Origin of the sequence: Exiguobacterium sp. BG5(2022) (genome assembly GCF_031844365.1) — a bacterium.
In the GTDB taxonomy this organism is placed as follows: Bacteria; Bacillota; Bacilli; order Exiguobacteriales; family Exiguobacteriaceae; genus Exiguobacterium; species Exiguobacterium profundum.
This window is the reverse complement of record NZ_JAUZVB010000001.1, coordinates 548,942-566,185: the sequence shown is the minus strand read 5'-3', so window position 1 is coordinate 566,185 and position 17,244 is coordinate 548,942. Positions and strand designations below refer to the sequence as shown.

22 protein-coding genes are annotated in these 17,244 nt (G+C 48.2%); 1 reads left to right on the top strand and 21 read right to left on the bottom strand.

Going from position 1 to position 17,244, the window contains the following annotated elements; all coding sequences use genetic code 11:
* Window positions 1-89: 89 nt before the first annotated feature.
* Complete coding sequence (locus Q9R25_RS02905; RefSeq protein ID WP_026826157.1) at window positions 90-965, top strand: YitT family protein; 876 nt, start codon at window positions 90-92, stop codon at window positions 963-965.
* A gap of 42 nt (window positions 966-1,007) precedes the next feature.
* Here Q9R25_RS02905 and Q9R25_RS02900 read toward each other — a convergent pair whose 3' ends face one another.
* The 21 genes from Q9R25_RS02900 to Q9R25_RS02800 form a co-directional block, all read right to left on the bottom strand.
* Complete coding sequence (locus Q9R25_RS02900; RefSeq protein ID WP_264092426.1) at window positions 1,008-1,466, bottom strand: GreA/GreB family elongation factor; 459 nt, start codon at window positions 1,464-1,466, stop codon at window positions 1,008-1,010.
* 64 nt (window positions 1,467-1,530) lie between these two features.
* Window positions 1,531-2,214 (bottom strand): zinc metallopeptidase, encoded by a 684-nt coding sequence (locus Q9R25_RS02895; RefSeq protein ID WP_074037177.1) that lies wholly within the window; start codon window positions 2,212-2,214, stop codon window positions 1,531-1,533.
* A gap of 38 nt (window positions 2,215-2,252) precedes the next feature.
* The gene (locus tag Q9R25_RS02890) at window positions 2,253-2,870 is read right to left on the bottom strand and encodes a DUF1405 domain-containing protein (RefSeq protein WP_159562134.1); all 618 of its coding nucleotides are present in this window, start codon (window positions 2,868-2,870) and stop codon (window positions 2,253-2,255) included.
* Window positions 2,871-2,966: 96 nt separating this feature from the next.
* Window positions 2,967-3,761, bottom strand: a complete 795-nt coding sequence (locus Q9R25_RS02885) for a menaquinol-cytochrome c reductase cytochrome b/c subunit (RefSeq protein ID WP_015881479.1) — start codon at window positions 3,759-3,761, stop codon at window positions 2,967-2,969.
* 33 nt (window positions 3,762-3,794) lie between these two features.
* Complete coding sequence (gene qcrB / locus Q9R25_RS02880; RefSeq protein ID WP_015881478.1) at window positions 3,795-4,466, bottom strand: menaquinol-cytochrome c reductase cytochrome b subunit; 672 nt, start codon at window positions 4,464-4,466, stop codon at window positions 3,795-3,797.
* 19 nt (window positions 4,467-4,485) lie between these two features.
* Complete coding sequence (locus tag Q9R25_RS02875; protein WP_159562133.1) at window positions 4,486-4,986, bottom strand: QcrA and Rieske domain-containing protein; 501 nt, start codon at window positions 4,984-4,986, stop codon at window positions 4,486-4,488.
* Window positions 4,987-5,096: 110 nt separating this feature from the next.
* Window positions 5,097-5,537 carry a DUF2487 family protein gene (locus Q9R25_RS02870; RefSeq protein WP_311282760.1) on the bottom strand — a complete coding sequence of 147 codons (441 nt, stop codon included), beginning with the start codon at window positions 5,535-5,537 and terminating at the stop codon, window positions 5,097-5,099.
* A 160-nt stretch (window positions 5,538-5,697) separates the two neighbouring features.
* Window positions 5,698-6,231 (bottom strand): ReoY family proteolytic degradation factor, encoded by a 534-nt coding sequence (locus tag Q9R25_RS02865; RefSeq protein ID WP_015881475.1) that lies wholly within the window; start codon window positions 6,229-6,231, stop codon window positions 5,698-5,700.
* Between the two features lie 23 nt (window positions 6,232-6,254).
* On the bottom strand, window positions 6,255-7,529 hold the full coding sequence (locus Q9R25_RS02860; RefSeq protein WP_311282759.1) for a tetratricopeptide repeat protein: 1,275 nt from the start codon (window positions 7,527-7,529) through the stop codon (window positions 6,255-6,257).
* Window positions 7,530-7,558: 29 nt separating this feature from the next.
* A complete protein-coding gene (aroA, locus tag Q9R25_RS02855) occupies window positions 7,559-8,809 on the bottom strand; it encodes a 3-phosphoshikimate 1-carboxyvinyltransferase (RefSeq protein WP_214691032.1) in 1,251 nt (416 codons plus the stop codon).
* Window positions 8,806-9,861, bottom strand: coding sequence for a 3-dehydroquinate synthase (locus Q9R25_RS02850; RefSeq protein WP_311282758.1), 1,056 nt, complete (start codon window positions 9,859-9,861; stop codon window positions 8,806-8,808). Before Q9R25_RS02850 ends, aroA begins: the two co-directional genes overlap by 4 nt.
* Complete coding sequence (gene aroC, locus Q9R25_RS02845; protein WP_074037184.1) at window positions 9,855-11,018, bottom strand: chorismate synthase; 1,164 nt, start codon at window positions 11,016-11,018, stop codon at window positions 9,855-9,857. The genes Q9R25_RS02850 and aroC overlap by 7 nt, the downstream gene beginning before the upstream one ends.
* A gap of 9 nt (window positions 11,019-11,027) precedes the next feature.
* A complete protein-coding gene (locus Q9R25_RS02840) occupies window positions 11,028-11,807 on the bottom strand; it encodes a CheR family methyltransferase (RefSeq protein ID WP_159562127.1) in 780 nt (259 codons plus the stop codon).
* A gap of 101 nt (window positions 11,808-11,908) precedes the next feature.
* Window positions 11,909-12,328: a nucleoside-diphosphate kinase gene (ndk, locus tag Q9R25_RS02835; protein ID WP_214691034.1), complete on the bottom strand. Its 420-nt coding sequence runs from the start codon at window positions 12,326-12,328 to the stop codon at window positions 11,909-11,911.
* Window positions 12,329-12,420: 92 nt separating this feature from the next.
* Entirely contained in the window at window positions 12,421-13,383 is a 963-nt protein-coding gene (locus tag Q9R25_RS02830; protein WP_074037186.1) for a polyprenyl synthetase family protein, read from the bottom strand.
* A 3-nt stretch (window positions 13,384-13,386) separates the two neighbouring features.
* Window positions 13,387-14,088: a demethylmenaquinone methyltransferase gene (locus Q9R25_RS02825; protein WP_015881467.1), complete on the bottom strand. Its 702-nt coding sequence runs from the start codon at window positions 14,086-14,088 to the stop codon at window positions 13,387-13,389.
* 20 nt (window positions 14,089-14,108) lie between these two features.
* Entirely contained in the window at window positions 14,109-14,681 is a 573-nt protein-coding gene (locus tag Q9R25_RS02820; RefSeq protein WP_214691035.1) for a heptaprenyl diphosphate synthase component 1, read from the bottom strand.
* 126 nt (window positions 14,682-14,807) lie between these two features.
* Window positions 14,808-15,080: an HU family DNA-binding protein gene (locus Q9R25_RS02815; RefSeq protein ID WP_015881465.1), complete on the bottom strand. Its 273-nt coding sequence runs from the start codon at window positions 15,078-15,080 to the stop codon at window positions 14,808-14,810.
* 109 nt (window positions 15,081-15,189) lie between these two features.
* Entirely contained in the window at window positions 15,190-15,900 is a 711-nt protein-coding gene (locus Q9R25_RS02810; protein ID WP_214691036.1) for a hypothetical protein, read from the bottom strand.
* 5 nt (window positions 15,901-15,905) lie between these two features.
* Window positions 15,906-16,106, bottom strand: a complete 201-nt coding sequence (locus Q9R25_RS02805) for a DUF2768 domain-containing protein (protein WP_015881463.1) — start codon at window positions 16,104-16,106, stop codon at window positions 15,906-15,908.
* Between the two features lie 96 nt (window positions 16,107-16,202).
* The gene (locus Q9R25_RS02800) at window positions 16,203-17,228 is read right to left on the bottom strand and encodes an NAD(P)H-dependent glycerol-3-phosphate dehydrogenase (protein ID WP_196430566.1); all 1,026 of its coding nucleotides are present in this window, start codon (window positions 17,226-17,228) and stop codon (window positions 16,203-16,205) included.
* Between the last annotated feature and the right edge of the window lie 16 nt (window positions 17,229-17,244).

Here is a 17,244-nt window from a genome sequence, read left to right as displayed (position 1 = left end):
GTATAGCCGACTCGTTTCTGAATGTCATATGTTCAGGGTAGTCAATCGAACTGTTTTTCGAGTACTCTATCTAAGGGGAGGTGAACCTGATGACGGTACAATTACCGATTCGTGTTCGAAATATTATTTTTATCTTAATAGGTTCTTTTATTTTTGCATTCGGCGTTTATCACTTCAACGTCCAAAATAATTTGGCCGAGGGTGGGTTCACCGGGATCACATTGATTCTCCGCGGACTATTTGATATCTCACCTTCTGTCACGAACTTGGCACTAAACATCCCGCTCTTTTTCATGAGTTACAAGTTGTTAGGTCGCACGACCTTCATCTATACGCTCATCGGGACGTTTTCCTTTTCACTTTGGTACGCACTCATCGCCAAGTATTCGACGCTCGTCATCGACTTGACAGATGACATGGTGCTCGCAAGTCTGTTCGCCGGGCTCTTCATCGGGGTCGGTCTTGGCATCATCTTCAACAATGGCGGGACGACGGGCGGCGTCGATATCATCGCACGACTCGTACAACGCTATTTCGGATGGTCGATTGGGAAGACGTTTCTCATCTTTGACTTCTTTGTCATCGTCCTCAGTTTGACATACCTCGACATTCGTGAGGCGATGTACACGCTTCTCGCCGTCTATATCGGGGCACGCGTCATCGACTCGATGCAAGAAGGAACGTATGCCGGTAAAGCGGCGATGATCATCAGTGACCACCGCACTGCTATCGCCGACGGTATTCATGCGACGATGAACCGCGGCACGACCCGACTGCTCGCGAAAGGCGGTTATTCGAACCGAGAACTCGAGGTCTTATATGTCGTCGTCGGCCGTAACGAAGTGAACCGTTTGAAGACAATCGTCAAACAAATCGACCCGCATGCGTTCGTCACGTTCCATCACGTGTATGAAGTCGGAGGCGAAGGGTTTACGTTCGATGAAAATCGGATGCCTTTGAAATAAGCAAAAAAATCGCCTCGTTCACAGGGATGAACGGGCGATTTTTTATGGTTCGATGTGGAGCACCTCGACTTGAATCGTACCTCCCGGCGTTTCGATTTGAATTGTTTGACCAATTGTCGCACCCATCAAACGACGACCGAGTGGCGATGTCACGGATATGCTTCCTCGTTCTATATCCGCTTCTGCCTCACTCACGATTCGATAGCGCTCGGTCTCTTCTTGTTGCATTTCCCGAATCACGACCTGATTTCCGAACGTCACGACTTCCGAACGTTCCGATATAACGATGATCGCGTCATCAAGGAGGTGATTCAGTTCTAAAATATCCGCCTCGATCCGTTCATATTCATGTACCGCTTCACGATAGGTGACGTCTTCACGGAAATCACAAAATTTTCGAGCCGTCCTTATCCGTTCACGCGCATCCGTTCGCTCTTTTTTTAGCCTCACAAGTCGATTTGTCAATTGGTGATGACCTGTCTCTGTCAGTTGCGGTTTCATTGACAACAATTCCTTTCGTCAAAAAATTAAAAAATCCCGCCTACCGACGGGATTCCATTCAATCCTATTCATCACGCGGCATAAAGACGATGAGTGCCAAGCGAATAAGTTCGGCAACCGCAACGAGCGTTGCAGCGACGTAAGTCCAAGCCGCGGCATTCAACACTTTCCGTGCACCTGTCTCTTCTGTCGCCGTCACGATTCCGTGAGACGTCAATTGCGCCATCGCTCGTTTCGATGCATCGAACTCGACCGGTAACGTGATCAACTGGAACACGACCGCCCCGAGCATCATGATGACACCGAGTTGAGCCAACCCGAGTGCCCCGAATAAGAATCCTCCGAGCAACAATGGGAACGACAAGTTCGACGTGATGTTGACGACCGGAACAAGGCTGTGGCGGACGCGCATCATCTTATAGTCTGTCGCATCTTGAATGACGTGACCGATCTCGTGCGCAGCAATCGCGGCAGACGAGATTGTCGACCCTTGATACACTTCGCGAGACAAACGAACGACTTTATTGACCGGGTCATAGTGGTCGCTCATGAGTCCGTCGACCATTTCGATTCTCACGTTGTGCACACCGTTTTGTTTCATGATGAAATCAGCGACTTGTGCACCTGTGACACCGCTTTGGAGCGGTTGTTTCAAAAACTGCTTATACGTACTTTTCACTCGCATCTGGGCCCATAGGGGGATGAGCATGATCAGTGCAAGATAGAAAATATAGCCACCTAATGACATTTTCTATTTCACCTCTGCATGTATTTGATAATTTGATTTTACATTCTTATGACCTTATTTTCAAGCGATGGACGTAGGACGAAGGCATATCCCATAAAAAAACATAATCCTGTCAACCAAAAGGAGCCGTAGCCGATCCACATGATGTGTTCTGCCAGTGACGGATAACGTGGCCATTGACCGAGTACATAATCGACGACGTCATTATGAATTACCCAAATTAGCGTACATACAAACGAGGTGACCGTCCATTTCATGAATGGCGCGTAGATGAGCGCCTGTAAGGCCATTGCACCGTGAGAGACCATCAACATGACGGCCATCAAGATGGTCAAGGTCGGCGCATCCGGTGGTAACGTGCCCAAATACATGATGTTCATAATCACGGCCCAGACCCCGTATTTAATCAACGTGATGAAGGCCAGCGTCTCGAACAACGGGGAGCGCTTGTTAGCTAACCAAAGTCCGAGGACAATCGTAAAAAAGAATGATGCTGTCGGACTATCCGGTACGAACAGCCAATAGATGTACGGTGTGTCACGTAATTGAGGCTCGTACCAGATATACCCGTAAATCGTCCCTCCCAAGTTGATGATCAATAGAATAGTCAATACAATCCGATGCATCAAGAACGGTTTTAAAAACATGGGGTTCATTGTCTCAATCCTTTTTCTTCAGTTTTCTTCAGTTTATCGTATGCGTCGTGCAGAAGTAAAAAAGTGTAGCCCGATATTCAGGCTACACTTGATGACTTACTTGTTATTTTCGCCGCCTTCACCGTATGAAGCGATGAACTCAGACATGGCTTGGAGATCTTCATCTGAACCATCCCACTGACCAGCTGGCATCGTACCGACACCGTTGACCGCGATTTCCGCGATTTCTTCAGCCGTATACTGTGTGCCGACGAGTGCTGGAGCCGCTGCTCCACCTTCTAGGTTTTGACCGTGACAGTTGACGCAAGATTGAGCTGAATAAATCTCATATCCTGGAGCCGCTGTATCGATTTCAGGACCTTCACCTGGAATTTGAAGCTCACCTTGTGCATGAACTTGATCCCAGTGTGTCGTTTGAACAGATTCCCAAGTCAAGTAGAAGACCGAGAGAATTCCAAGTAACATGAAACTGATCGCGACTGGACGTTTCGCCGGTCGACGCTCGAGACCTTGGTCAAGCCATGGTGCAACGAGAAGTGCCGTGAACGCCAAACCTGGAATAATGACTGTACCAAGTAAGATCCAGTCCCCAGCAGCGAATTGATATTTGAGTAATTGATACAAGAACAAGAAATACCAGTCCGGCAACGGAATGTATGACGTGTTCGTTGGATCGGCGATATTTTGAAGCGGTGGTGCTTCGACAATTGTCAAAGCGATGAATCCGATCAAGAAGACCGATCCTACCATCCACTCTTTAAGCAAGAAGTTCGGCCAGAACGCCTCTGTGCGTCCTGGGTATTCTGAATAGTCTTTTGCAATGTTTTGTTTCCGATTCGAGATTCCTACTCGAGAGTCGGTTACAAATTTCATTCCTTTACCGCGATGCATATCGTTTCTCCTCCTTTTTCTCCTCGAATCGGCTTATAGCGGTCCAGAAACCCCTTGTTTACGAATCATCAAGAAGTGGGCTCCCAACAGTCCGAACAATGCCGCCGGTAAGAAGAAGACGTGAATTGCGAAGAATCGTGCGAGTGTGCTCGCCCCGACAATCTCACCACCAGCGAGAAGTGTCTTCGCAATACCACCGATAACCGGTACACTTTCAGCGATTTGAAGCGTAACTTTCGTTGCGAACAATGCCTTCATGTCCCATGGAAGCAAGTATCCTGTGAGTCCGAGCGCCAAGACGACGAAGAACAAGAGAACACCAACGACCCAGTTGAGCTCACGTGGCTTCTTATACGATCCCGTGAAGAACACGCGGAGCGTATGTAAGAATAACATGACGATGGCTACAGATGCGCCCCAGTGGTGCATCCCACGAACGATTTGTCCGTGTGCGATCTCATTTTGCAAATAATACACCGACGCGTGCGCGTTGATGATATCTGGTACGTAATACATCGTCAAGAACATCCCTGAAAGGATCTGGATGACGATTGTAAAGAACGTCAAACCGCCAAAACAATAGACAAATGCAGAGAAGTGATGAGCAGGGTTGACGTGTTCCGGTACTTCATGGTCTGCGATATCGCGCCAGAGCGGTGTGATGTCTACGCGTTCATCGACCCAGTCATAAATTTTTTGTAACATCGGCTAGTTCCCCCTCTCATTACTGAGCGACTGGACTACCTAAATATAGGAAGCCGTCTTTTTCTTCTTTTTCATAACGTGCAAGTGGTGCTGTCGGCGGTGTACCTGGAATGTTCGTTCCATCTTTTTCGTAACGTCCCAAGTGACACGGACAGAAGAATTCTTGTGGACGAGTCGGATCACCAGCGAATGCTACCTGACAGCCAAGGTGTGTACAAATCGGAGAAAGTGCGATGATCTCGCCACTATCTGTTTTGTAAACCCATGCTGAAAGCGTTTCTTCAAATTCATACCAAGCATCTTGTGTTTGTTTCTTAAAGTCGACACGTTGCGGCTCAGTCGTGATGTCATCAAGACTCATTACTTTTACTTTGTCGCCTGCACCAGTTTTTTTCAAAACCGGATCGATCGCAAAGTTGACCATCGGACTGATCAATGTTGCCGCCATAAAGCCACCTACTCCAGTCAGTGTGTACGTTAAGAACTGACGGCGCGTGACTTTTGACCCATTTTGAGCCATTTCGTTCCCCCCTCATTCGTGTGCATAACCCCATAATTCTTTATGCATTCTTCACAAAAATTTCTCACTCAACAAAATAGTATATCAATAAAACCTCTACGTCAACCGCTTCATGTCGCCATCCAACGGCTCGAAAGTTCCGTGATGACTTGTGTCGCAAAATTCTGGACCATCGTGTGCGCTTGATCGCTTGACATCGATCCAAGCGCGAGCGGCGGTACGAACAAAATCGGCAAATCAAATGCTTTGAAACGGACGTCTGACGCGATAAACAATACGTGAGAAAATCCGGATGAATTTGCTTTCGCCACCACAACCTGCGCCAACTTCACACCAGCTTCCACATCGGTGTAACTGATGGTCGGGCTGAGCATCGTTCGACCAGATAATTGACGTTCTGTCTCGGCCGTGACGGCATGAATCACTTCATAGCTTTCGGCTTTGCGAACCATATCCTCACCAAACGCCAATTCTGCGAGCGGAACGATGAGCGTATCGACGTATTGTCGTTCGGCAATCGAGCGGAGTGCCCCTTGACTATCGAACCTCATCTTTTCCCTCCTCTCCTTCATATCTCATCATGTCTATTGTAGCGTACATGACTTCGCTCACCTTTCAAAGTTATGAACGAACTGTGAAATAATTGTGTATTCCTACGTAATTAATATACCAAAAAACAAGCGCCTACCGGAACGGAAGCGCTTGTTTTTTTCAAAATAATTTAGATGCTCGCACTTGATGAAGTTGAGTCGTCAGATTACGGAATAAATTCTCGTCTCGTCGGTCGAGCGCTTTATCGATTTCAATCAGCAATCGTTCTTCTTCAAATTGAGCAACCGATGCTTGAATGACCGTTTGAGCAGAGGAAGAGACTTCGTCTCTCACTTCTGCCACTGGTTCAAACGGATTCTGTTCGACGATGTCGACCCAGTTCTCATCAATCATCATACCTTGAAAATTTAACTCTACATAGATTGGCCCATCGTGTAGACGGATGTCATGATAAGCCTTCTCAGGATTCATGGTCACAAGGTCTCCCCGTCGGTATCGAAACGGTTCACCGTCAAACCCGTACGCTGTCATCACGAGACTTCGTGGTGAGACCGAAGCGTTTGTCACGAAATGAACGTTGCCAAGCTTTTCAGGATGTCTTAACCAATAGTCAAGAATCCACTTTGCTTCACGTTTCCGAAGCGTATGATGAGCGACGAATCGCTTCAAAAAATTACGTTTCCGCTCGACCATCTGACCTCATTCCCTTCCCTTATTCATTCTACGTCATCAGACAATTGTTCGAGCTGTTCTTCGAGCAATTGGCGATCATCGAGGTCGACCACCAATGCAAGCGATTGCTCGACCACACGTCGCGCATCTTGTCTACGACCTTCCTCTATCAACAGTGTAGCCCATTCCGTCACAAATGACACGTCCTCTTTCATCATCGGCTCAATTGAGGCATACAGACTGACCGCTTCGTCGTACGCTTCGAGCTCATATTTCGCCTTCGCCTTGTACCATGTCATGAGCGGCGACGTCGTATGATCTTCGAGTGCATCGATGGTTTCGAGAACATCATCGAATTCTCCTGCTTCAAATAAAATCGACAAGAGCAATTCGGTCGCTTGTAACGACTCTGGATTTAACACGAGCGCCTCACGTAGTTCTTTAATGGCACCGTCCCGATTTCCGAGTTTGAGAAGCAGCCTTGCTTTGACGTGGCGTAGTTCATCATTATAATCGTCGCGCGTGATACCTTGATCGACGATCTCAATAGCCTCTTCCGTTTGCCCGATTGCATCGAGTGCCTCGGTATAGGGCAAGTAGAGCGACGTGAAGTCTGGGTCCATCGCCTGAAGCTCTTTGAACTGCTTGATCGCCACTTCCTCACGTCCGATCCGATGAGCCGTCATCGCATGACCGAAGACAGTGTTCAAATCGCGATGTGTGGCCCGCTCATATTCTTCGAGCGCCTCTTCAAACGATCCGACCATCGTGAGGGCCTCCGCGTAATCCGCTTGATAGTCGATTTCAACCGGCAACTTCATCTTCGGAAGTCGCGCATAGAGTGGAATGGCTTGTTCAAATGAACCGGTAGAGGCATACAATTCAGCCAATCCATAGATGAGTAAAGGTTCATCCGGATTTTTCTCGAGCGCCTCCATCAGTTTCTTCACTGCCACTTCATCCAATCCTTGCGATTGATACAGGTCAGCGAGGAGGACGAGGCTCCTCACTTGCGTATCTGCGTCATCCGATTTGATTTTTTCAAGCACGGCAATCGCTTCCTCTTCACGGTCACTATCCAAGTACGCTTCCGCCAGCGATAGGGCGACATTCGGGTCTCCCTCATAGTCGACGTATAGTTTTGAGAGAACAGCTGTCGCCCGGTCGGCAAGACCTAACTCTAAATAGAGGTCGGCGATGGCTAAACGGTCATCATCCGACCCTTCCTTCTCAAGTTCTTCTAGATGCATGAGTGCATGTTCCGTCTCACCTGACTCAAGCATCTCGATTATATGTGTTAAAGCTGATTCATCTAGCATGGTTCGTCCTCCTGGGCTTCGGTTTGTCGTTATTCTATCTTACGTTGAACCCGTTGTAAATCTTCACGGAATCGAGGATAACTGACATCGGATGCCTCGATCCCCTCGATGTGAACGGCTTCATCGGTCATGAGTGACGCAATCTGTAACATCATGGACAAGCGATGGTCTCCGTAAGTCGAGACATCTCCTCCATGAAGGCGACTCGGATTGACGATGAATCCGTCCTCAGTGCCGACGATGTCCACACCTAACTTCCGTAGTTCCGAGACGACCACGTCAATCCGGTCAGTTTCTTTCACGCGCAGTTCCGCTGCGTCTTTCACGATGGACGGTGAATTCGCTTGAGAGGCGACGAGTGCGAACAGTGGTAATTCATCAATCTGTGAAGGAATGAAATCCTTTTCGACGACTGTGCCGGTTAGCTCACTCGTCGTGACCGTGACGTCTCCGACTCGTTCTTCACCGACCAATCGTTCGTTCGAAATGACGACATTCGCACCCATCCGTTCGAGCGTACGTAAAAATCCAATCCGTGTCTCATTCAAACAGACGTCCTTCGTCATAACTGAACTGTCTGCCACCATGGCCGCCCCTGCCCAGAAAAACGCAGCCGATGACGGGTCTGCCGGTACGTCGACCGTACATCCTGTCAATGACGAGGGTTCGACACGGATGACGCGTAACCCTTCCTCGTTTACAATCGATAGCTTCGCACCGAATAGGGGCAACATGCGCTCGGTATGGTCACGTGACAACATCGGTTCTCGAACAATCGTTGTACCCGAGGCATGTAAGCCCGCGAGCAGGACGGCCGACTTCACTTGGGCGCTTGCGACCGGTAACGTATAGTCAATGGATCGAAGCGTCGTTCCTTCGATGACGAGGGGTGCCATATCCCCTGTCACGTGTGCGCCCATGTTTCGTAAAGGCTCAGTAACGCGTCGCATCGGACGCCGGGATAACGATTCATCGCCTACGAGTTCAAACGACCCATTATAGCTGGACAAGAGACCGATCAGTAGGCGCATCGTCGTACCTGAATTCCCACAGTCTAGACGTGCCGAGCGCGGAGACGCAGTCCCCTTAATGACTAGTTCGTCTTGCAGTTCTGTCACGTCGGCTCCAAGTGATCGAATCACCTCGAGCGTCGAACGACAATCGGCACCGAGGAGTGGATTCCGCACGTGCGTCGTCCCGTTCGCCATCATCCCGAATAACAGTGCCCGATGTGTGATGGATTTATCACTCGGTACACGGATAGAACCGTTTAAACTCATCGTTCCCACCATCCTTTCATCTGTTCAAACGTATGTCGAAGATGTTCGAGCTGTACCGACTCCACAGTGATCGTTTCACGAAGTAACACAAAACGAATTACACCATGTCGGTTCTTTTTATCCAGCATCATTTTTTCCACGTAGTGGTCGAATGGTTGCCAATCGATTGGCGTGACGTCGTTCGAACGCATCCAATTGAACAATCGCTTCGCTCGAACTTCATCTCCTGACACGAGGAAAGCGAACACCATCCCATGTAAAACCGCTTCCCCATGTGGGATACGATAGGCTTCCACCGATTCAAGGGCATGACCGAACGTATGCCCGAAGTTAAGCCAAGCACGAATGCCTTGTTCTCGCTCGTCCGTCTCGACAATGGTTTGTTTCACTCGAATCCCACGGGCAAGCCACGACACCCAATCCAACGGTTCGTTCTCGTTCAAGTCTAAAAACAAGTCGTCCTCGAAAGAAGATTCGAGGACGTAACGTGATAAGTACGCATGTTTCAATAACTCACCGAGACCGCTTCGCACTTCCTGGACGGGCAAGGTATTCAGTCGACTGACGTTGTAATAGACGCCTGACGGTTGATAGAATGAACCGATTGCATTTTTCGCAAAGGGGTGATTGACTGCCACTTTGCCTCCGACAGCCGAATCGTGAGCCAAAATCGTCGTTGGCACTTGTATGTATGGAACGCCTCGCATGTAGACACTTGCTAGAAAACCAGCCAAGTCGCCGATCATTCCACCGCCAAAGGCGACAATCAGTGTTTGGCGGTCACATCCGTGGCGCAACCCTTCTGCGACAAGCTGCTCGAGCTGAGATAGCGATTTCGACGCATCACCTGCTTCGACGACGGACGAAACGACGTGGGAATGGGTCAGATTCAACGTAGAACGGAACGACTCTCCGTAAAGAGACTCGACATGTTTATCCGTAACGACCCATAGCATCGAATAACTGGACCAATCAACTGAATCGATCCAACGATCCTGATTGTCCAAGACGACTTCGTATGGGGTCGATGCTGAGATTGAAATCGTTACCATACTCGCAACTCCTCCCGATACTCATCGACCCGATGTTTGATTCGTTCCATCGTGTCGTGCCCGAACGTCTCACAAACTTCCTTCGCGACTTCAAATGCGATGACTGCCTCAACGACGAGGGAAGCGGCAGGCACAGCGCACGAGTCACTCCGCTCGATTTGAGCTAAAAACGCCTCTTTCGTATCGATATCGACCGATTGTAAGGGTTTATAGAGCGTAGGAATGGGTTTCATGACGGCTGAACAAAGGATTGGCATCCCCGTAGTCATGCCCCCCTCAAATCCACCGAGATGGTTACTGAGTCGCGTATACCCATCATCACCGTATGCGATCGGGTCCATCACTTCAGAACCCGGACGATACGCCATTTCAAACCCTTCACCGAATTCAACACCTTTAAATGCGTTGACACTCATGACCGCTTGTGCGATTTTCGCATCCAGTTTACGGTCGTACTGCACATACGAGCCAAGTCCCGGTACAACACCATGTACTTCTGTACACACGATTCCACCAATCGAGTCTCCATTTGCCTTGGCCTCATCGATTCGACGCATCATCCGCAACGCGGCCTCTTCATCTAACGTACGTACCGGTGAGGCATCAACGACCGCTTGTGCTTCTTGAAGCGAATCAAATGTGCACGACTCCGCCCGTTCCCCACCAATCACTTTGACATAACTAAAGAGGGATACCCCGATTTGTTGAAGGAGTTGCTTACAGAAAGCCCCGACCGCTACACGAGCCGCTGTTTCTCGTGCGCTTGAGCGCTCCAATACGTCACGTAAGTCTCGATGGTCGTATTTCATCCCACCGACCAGGTCAGCATGTCCAGGTCTCGGTCGAGAGACGCGGCGTTTCACTTCGATATCGCTCTCAATCGGTTCAGCCTGCATGACGTGTTTCCAATGCGTATGGTCTTTATTCTCAATCCAAAATGTGATGGGTGCACCTGTGGTCACGCCATGCCGTATGCCCGAGCGAACTTCTACCTGGTCGGACTCGATTTGCATGCGGCGCCCTCTACCGTAACCCGATTGACGTTTTTTTAACTCTGCATTGATTTGAGAAATATCTATAGAGAGTCCGGCCGGGGCCCCTTCAATGATGACCGTCAGACCGGGACCATGTGATTCACCAGCTGTCAAATAACGCATCCGTTCACCTCATCCATCCATTTTTTCATAAAAGAAACTTTGCTTCATTGCATAGCCGTAACGTTTCGGTTGGAAAATTTGTTCCGTCCCACCGACAAATAGCATCCCACCTGGACGTAACGCCCGTTGGAACGACGTATATACCTTCTCTTTCGCCTCTTCAGTGAAGTAAATCAAGACATTTCGACAGACGATCAAATCAAAATTGCGTTCGTACACATCCGCTAACAAGTTATGCTTTTTAAACGTCACCAGCTGCTTGATTTCATCTGAAATATAATAGTCGTCGCCACGACGGGTAAAGTAGCGCTTCTGAAACTCCTCAGGCAAATCGATGAGCGCCCGTTCATGGTACTTTCCTTGCTTCGCTTTTTCGATGACGACATCATCTAAGTCCGTAGCCATAATTGAAAATTGAGATGGGGCAAGATGTTTCGACAACAACATGGCAAGTGAGTATGGCTCTTCTCCGGTTGAACAGGCAGCACTCCATACGCGAAGCTTCCCTTGACTCGAGCGAATCAGATGCGGGAGGATATCCTCTTCAAGCTGTTGCCAACGAATCGGGTTGCGATAAAATTCACTCACATTGATTGTCATCCGGTCGAGAAACTCTTCATAAAGTTGACGATCTGTATCCATCGCCTTCAAATACTCTAAAAACGATGCATACCCCTTCTTTTCGCGTAGTGCGACCATACGGCGCTTCATCTGCGCCTCTTTATATAAGTTCAAGTCAATACCCGACTTGATATAAAACTTTTTTACAAAGATGGCATAATCATTCATCACCAATTTCAACCTCAATTCTTTCTCATTTCCGCATTCTTGTGACCTCAGGCGATTCAAAGGGAATCAAAAAGGGACAGGTTTCCCCGTCCCTCGAAAAGTCATGAAACGTGTGAAACCACTTCAGCGAACCAAAGTGAGAGTTCACGTTCCGCGCTATCCACACTATCAGAACCATGAATCACATTTTGTGACATCGTCGATGCAAAATCACCGCGAATGGTTCCTGGTTGAGCATCCACCGGTTTCGTCTTCCCGATCATTAAACGAGAGACGGCCACGATGTCTTCCCCTTCCCATTCCATCGCAACGACAGGACCAGAAGTCAAAAACTCGACCAATTCACCAAAGAACGGCTTTTCTTTATGCTCTGCGTAGTGTGCCTCTGCGACCTCAACTGACGGTGTCACCATTTCGAGACGGTTCAACGTATATCCTTTGTTTTCGAAGCGTGAGATGATTTCCCCAATCAATCCACGTTTTACCCCATCAGGTTTAACCATTAAAAATGTCTTTTCCATTCCCCAAATCCCCCTAAGTCTATAAATGTGTACGTTGTACGTATTTAGTGTACACGGTCCAACACATTTTTGAAAGGGGTTACATGGGGCATTTACCATTTGCGTTTCCCAATATATTGCGCAATTTCAATTAACGACCGCTTGTCTGGAACATCCGGCAACCCGTCTAGTCGGCGGATGGCACGGTTGACGTAGCGATCAATCGTCCGTTGACTGCGTTCTAACGTTCCGTTTCGTTGCACTTCCCGGACGAGAGATTTCGTCACTTCCGTATCCGTCGAAGCGTTCACTTGACGGAGACGTTCATAAAAGTCGGAATCCTCAGATGAATATAGGAGCGGTAACGTTTTATGACCGTGCTTCAAATCTTCCCCGACCGGCTTACCGAGCTGAAAACTCTTAGCGGTAAAATCAAGCAAGTCATCCGTCATTTGAAAAGCCATACCGATGTCATATCCAAACAGACTTAATTGCCTCACGATTTGTGGAGACGCTCCAGAGATGACAGCTCCTGCCGCACAACTCGTTTCAATCAACAGAGCGGTCTTTCGCGCAATCCGATCTAAATAGCGCTTCGGTGATTGCCCCCACTCAAATTGATCTTGGATTTGATTGATTTCACCGACACAGATTCGTTCCATCGTATCTGCCATGATGCGCATCACTTCTGGTGAATCAATTTCGGATACGAGACGAATCGCTTCTCCGAATAACGTATTCCCTGTATACATCGCTACTGTTTCATCATATCGTTCCATCACGGTTGGTTTGCCACGACGGAGCATCGCGTCGTCGATGACATCGTCATGGACGAGTGATGCCATATGAATCAACTCAAGACTTGAGGCAACTTTCGTCAAACGGATATCTTTCGTCTCACCGAACCCGGCGCTCAGTAAGACGAAGGCGGGTCGGATGCGCTTGCCACCGGCATCGAGTAATTGGCGCGATGCCGATTCAATGACAGGGTGGTCCGTCCTGACTCGAGTAGATAAGAATTGATCGATTTGATCAATCTCTCGGTTCATATGACGATAAAGTCGCTTCAAAGACATGGTTCACCACTTCTTTCCTAGATGCATGGCACATGCACCTCCGGAGAATGTCTTCACTTCGACTTGTTCAAACCCGGCATCTTCGAACATCCGCTTGAGAGTCAAACGGTCTGGGAACTGATCGGTCGACTCCTGCAACCACTTATACTGATCGTATGAACCGGCAAAGACCTTTCCAAAAAGCGGCATGACCGTTCCAAAGTAAAAACGGTACAACTCTTTAAAAAGCGGTGCTGTCGGTTGGCTCGTCTCGAGACAAACAACCGTTCCACCTGGTTTCAAGACACGGTGCATTTCACGCAAGACCGTCATATAGTCCGGAACGTTTCGGAGTCCAAATCCGATTGTGACATAGTCAAAGGAGTTGTCACCAAACGGAAGAGCCATCGCATTTCCATGAAGCAATTCGATGTTCGGCCAAGATTTGACCTTTTCCTCTCCCACTTTTAGCATGTTCTCTGAAAAATCGAGTCCTTTCACAACTCCCGTGTTTCCGGCAGCATCCGCTAATTGAATCGTCCAGTCAGCAGTCCCGCAACAAACGTCTAAACATTTAGCCCCCGGAAAGACGTTCATTTTTTTCATCGTTGTCCGTCGCCACCATTTATGAAGTCGGAAGCTGATAATCGAGTTCATCGTATCGTAGCTCGGAGAAATGGACTGAAATACTTCGTATACTTTTTGCTCTTTTTCTATCGGTTGCAACGCGTAACATCCTTTCCGTTCTAAGCGACCGCATGCGCGAGCAACGTCGTAAGTTGCTCCTTTTGGTCTTGTCTAAGCGCTGTCGCTTTCATTTCAATCATTCGTTTCCCGCTCGTTGTCAAATAAGGTTGTTCAATCAGTTCGGAAAGTGTTTGAATCAATCCGATGTTCGCTTCGAGCCAAACGTTCATTGAAACGTTCTTCTCAAGCAATAAGGTGCACTTCGCCGCATTGACCCGCTGTACAGACTGACCGAATCGATCACTGTATGATGATGGAAAGTCCGTCAAGATTTTATAAAACTGAGCCGATGCAAAGTCCCCGGCGAGCACTTTTAATTGGCGTGCCAAAGACCCGTTCGGGCTACTGTTTACTTGGTCGTGTAAATCAAGCGCTTGATGTGCGAAATAGGTTGCCATCACGAGTTGTCGATGCTCAATCGATTCCAAATCAATCATCTCGACCATCCAACGAAGCAATAACATGTCGACGGCTGGTACAACCTCGTGTTTCGTCAAATAGGGATGATTCATACGTGTTTCGATTTGACGAGCAAGGTCTGTGACAACGAATTCATTTGTCAACTGTTCCATGCTATCCCCCCTCGTCCACTTCATTGTCATTCTGACATAGTATAGCACATTTTTGTCACATTCACGTCATTCGAACTCGTAAACCCAACAAAAAAAGCCGCCTTTCGGCGACTTATGTATTGCAGATTACTTGACCGCATCTTTGAGCGCTTTACCTGCTTTGAATGCAGGAACTTTGCTCGCTGGAATTTCGATATCTTCTTTTGTACGTGGGTTACGACCTTTACGGGCAGCACGCTCACGAACTTCAAAAGTACCAAAACCGATCAATTGAATTTTCTCACCGTTTTGGAGTGCTTCAGTGATTGATTCAAACGTAGCTTCTACGATTTTCGTTGCTTCTTTTTTAGAAACATCGGCTTTCTCAGTAACAGCTTGGATCAATTCAGTTTTGTTCATCACGATTCACCTCCTCTCACAGGGAGTTTACGGGATTAATCATATCGTACAAACGTTGATATGACAACATTTTTTGCATGATTTCGCGACATTCACTATCAAAACAGGTTCAGTTGTTTAAAAAAACGACTTCTCCTTGTTCATCAATTGTGTATCCTTGCGAATAAGCTGGGGCGAATGGAGCATCTTTATAGAGCAAATAACGAATATCTTCGCCAATTTCCGGTGACTCATCCGTCTTTTGAAGCGCTTCCTTCACATCTTCGCGATAGTCTACAAACAGTTGTCCCGTGCCATCCACATAGATCGGAAGTTCACGATCCGAATAAGGACTTGGAATGGACGGCTCTTCTGTGACAAAGATTTTATCATAATCGAGCGTGAACTGATTCTTACCTAATGATCCGTCAAATGGGAACTTGCCTTCTTTTGCCCGAAATGCGTTGATGTTCGTTTGAAGTTGTTGCAACCGCTCAGACACACGCAAGTCGATCAGCTTCACGGTCGGTTCCGTCTCGACATCGACGAGGATATATTGGAACAACCCGCCACCTTCGAAACTATTCGCCGGTGGGTCCGCTAAATAGCCAGGTACGAGACGAGCGAATTCAACTGGGTAACGCTCCATGAGAGGCGTTTCTGCTGGTTTCGTTTTGATTGGTAATACCCCAGATTGCTCACGATAGGCATCGACCGCACTTTGTACCGTATTCAATTGATCTTCGTACGGGATATTGTTGGCCCGCTCTGATTCAGGAAACATACACCCTGCTAACAGTGTCGTCAAAACCAAACTGATAGCGACAATCTTTTTTTTCATCACGTTTATCCTCCAGTCGGTCCTGAGACGACGACAAAAATCATGATTACAGTCCCAAATAAGAAAATGATGAAAGCAATCAGTCTGACGAGCGTGGCGAACCAACCGCTCAGTTTCGTATGACTGAGTGCGACCATTAATGCAGCGATGGCGAAAGCCCCGATCCCTGCGAATGATATCCACATTTTGATGAGTGACGGTGTCACGTCTATCCCCCTACTTTCTCTATGTTCTCCAGACTTCAAGTTTAGCAAAAAAAAGCGAGGAACTGAACGAAAACGTCAGCTCCTCTCTCAATCTGTCTATTCTTCAAAATGAAAAACTTGTTCCATCTCGTGTTTTTGCGGGCGTCTCATCAATTTTTTCACTTCATCATGAGGACTCTTCCCTTCAAACAACACGTTATAGAGAGCCTCTGTGATTGGCATCTCCACACCCGCTTCTTTGGCGAGGGAATGGGCTGCTTCACAGGCACGGACGCCTTCGACGACCATTCCCATGTTCCCGAGAACGTCTTCTAATTTTTCACCACGACCGATGGCGTTACCAGCTCGCCAGTTACGGCTATGTTGTGACGTCGCCGTCACAATCAAGTCTCCGATCCCTGTCAATCCTGAGAACGAGGCCGGGTTCGCTCCAAGCTTCACGCCAAGTCGAGCAATTTCGACAATCCCACGAGTCATGAGGGCAGCTTTCGCGTTGTCCCCATAACCAAGCCCATCCGTCATACCCGCCGCTAGGGCGATGATATTTTTCAGTGCTCCACCGTACTCGGCTCCTACGACATCAGAATTCAAGTACACGCGGAACTGATCGTTTGTGAGGAGCTCCTGCACTTCATCCGCGACATCAAGGTCGGCACATGCGATTGTGATGGTCGTCGGTTTACGGACCGCAACCTCTTCAGCATGAGTCGGTCCAGTTAATACACCGATTGCCCGACGCTTAGAAGGATCGATTTCTTCGGCGATGATTTCTGAAAGGCGCTTATGCGTTTTTGGTTCGATCCCCTTCGCGGCATGAACGATGGTGACAGGTTCCGTCAACAATGTGTTCAATTCCTTTGAGACAGGACGAATCGCCGAACTCGGCACGACGAGAAAGACGATACTTCGACCGTCTAACGCTTCTTTCAAGTTCGTCGTCGCACGAATTGATTCAGGTAATGGCGCGTCTTTCAAATAAAACGAGTTCGTATGTGACGAATTGATTTCATCCACATGTTCTTGTTCACGTCCATAGAGCAGGACATCATGGCCATTATCCGCTAACACGAGCGAGATGGCCGTTCCCCAGCTCCCCGCTCCGATGACAGCTACGTTTGCCATAAGTGGCACCCCCGTT

What these genes read in the sequence shown, in the direction of transcription:
- Q9R25_RS02905 (WP_026826157.1), top strand. Translation starts at nt 90, where the DNA reads ATGACGGTACAATTACCGATTCGTGTTCGAAATATTATTTTTATCTTA.
- Q9R25_RS02900 (WP_264092426.1), bottom strand. Translation starts at nt 1,466, where the DNA reads ATGAAACCGCAACTGACAGAGACAGGTCATCACCAATTGACAAATCGA.
- Q9R25_RS02895 (WP_074037177.1), bottom strand. Translation starts at nt 2,214, where the DNA reads ATGTCATTAGGTGGCTATATTTTCTATCTTGCACTGATCATGCTCATC.
- Q9R25_RS02890 (WP_159562134.1), bottom strand. Translation starts at nt 2,870, where the DNA reads ATGAACCCCATGTTTTTAAAACCGTTCTTGATGCATCGGATTGTATTG.
- Q9R25_RS02885 (WP_015881479.1), bottom strand. Translation starts at nt 3,761, where the DNA reads ATGCATCGCGGTAAAGGAATGAAATTTGTAACCGACTCTCGAGTAGGA.
- qcrB (WP_015881478.1), bottom strand. Translation starts at nt 4,466, where the DNA reads ATGTTACAAAAAATTTATGACTGGGTCGATGAACGCGTAGACATCACA.
- Q9R25_RS02875 (WP_159562133.1), bottom strand. Translation starts at nt 4,986, where the DNA reads ATGGCTCAAAATGGGTCAAAAGTCACGCGCCGTCAGTTCTTAACGTAC.
- Q9R25_RS02870 (WP_311282760.1), bottom strand. Translation starts at nt 5,537, where the DNA reads ATGAGGTTCGATAGTCAAGGGGCACTCCGCTCGATTGCCGAACGACAA.
- Q9R25_RS02865 (WP_015881475.1), bottom strand. Translation starts at nt 6,231, where the DNA reads ATGGTCGAGCGGAAACGTAATTTTTTGAAGCGATTCGTCGCTCATCAT.
- Q9R25_RS02860 (WP_311282759.1), bottom strand. Translation starts at nt 7,529, where the DNA reads ATGCTAGATGAATCAGCTTTAACACATATAATCGAGATGCTTGAGTCA.
- aroA (WP_214691032.1), bottom strand. Translation starts at nt 8,809, where the DNA reads ATGAGTTTAAACGGTTCTATCCGTGTACCGAGTGATAAATCCATCACA.
- Q9R25_RS02850 (WP_311282758.1), bottom strand. Translation starts at nt 9,861, where the DNA reads ATGGTAACGATTTCAATCTCAGCATCGACCCCATACGAAGTCGTCTTG.
- aroC (WP_074037184.1), bottom strand. Translation starts at nt 11,018, where the DNA reads ATGCGTTATTTGACAGCTGGTGAATCACATGGTCCCGGTCTGACGGTC.
- Q9R25_RS02840 (WP_159562127.1), bottom strand. Translation starts at nt 11,807, where the DNA reads ATGAATGATTATGCCATCTTTGTAAAAAAGTTTTATATCAAGTCGGGT.
- ndk (WP_214691034.1), bottom strand. Translation starts at nt 12,328, where the DNA reads ATGGAAAAGACATTTTTAATGGTTAAACCTGATGGGGTAAAACGTGGA.
- Q9R25_RS02830 (WP_074037186.1), bottom strand. Translation starts at nt 13,383, where the DNA reads ATGTCTTTGAAGCGACTTTATCGTCATATGAACCGAGAGATTGATCAA.
- Q9R25_RS02820 (WP_214691035.1), bottom strand. Translation starts at nt 14,681, where the DNA reads ATGGAACAGTTGACAAATGAATTCGTTGTCACAGACCTTGCTCGTCAA.
- Q9R25_RS02815 (WP_015881465.1), bottom strand. Translation starts at nt 15,080, where the DNA reads ATGAACAAAACTGAATTGATCCAAGCTGTTACTGAGAAAGCCGATGTT.
- Q9R25_RS02810 (WP_214691036.1), bottom strand. Translation starts at nt 15,900, where the DNA reads ATGAAAAAAAAGATTGTCGCTATCAGTTTGGTTTTGACGACACTGTTA.
- Q9R25_RS02800 (WP_196430566.1), bottom strand. Translation starts at nt 17,228, where the DNA reads ATGGCAAACGTAGCTGTCATCGGAGCGGGGAGCTGGGGAACGGCCATC.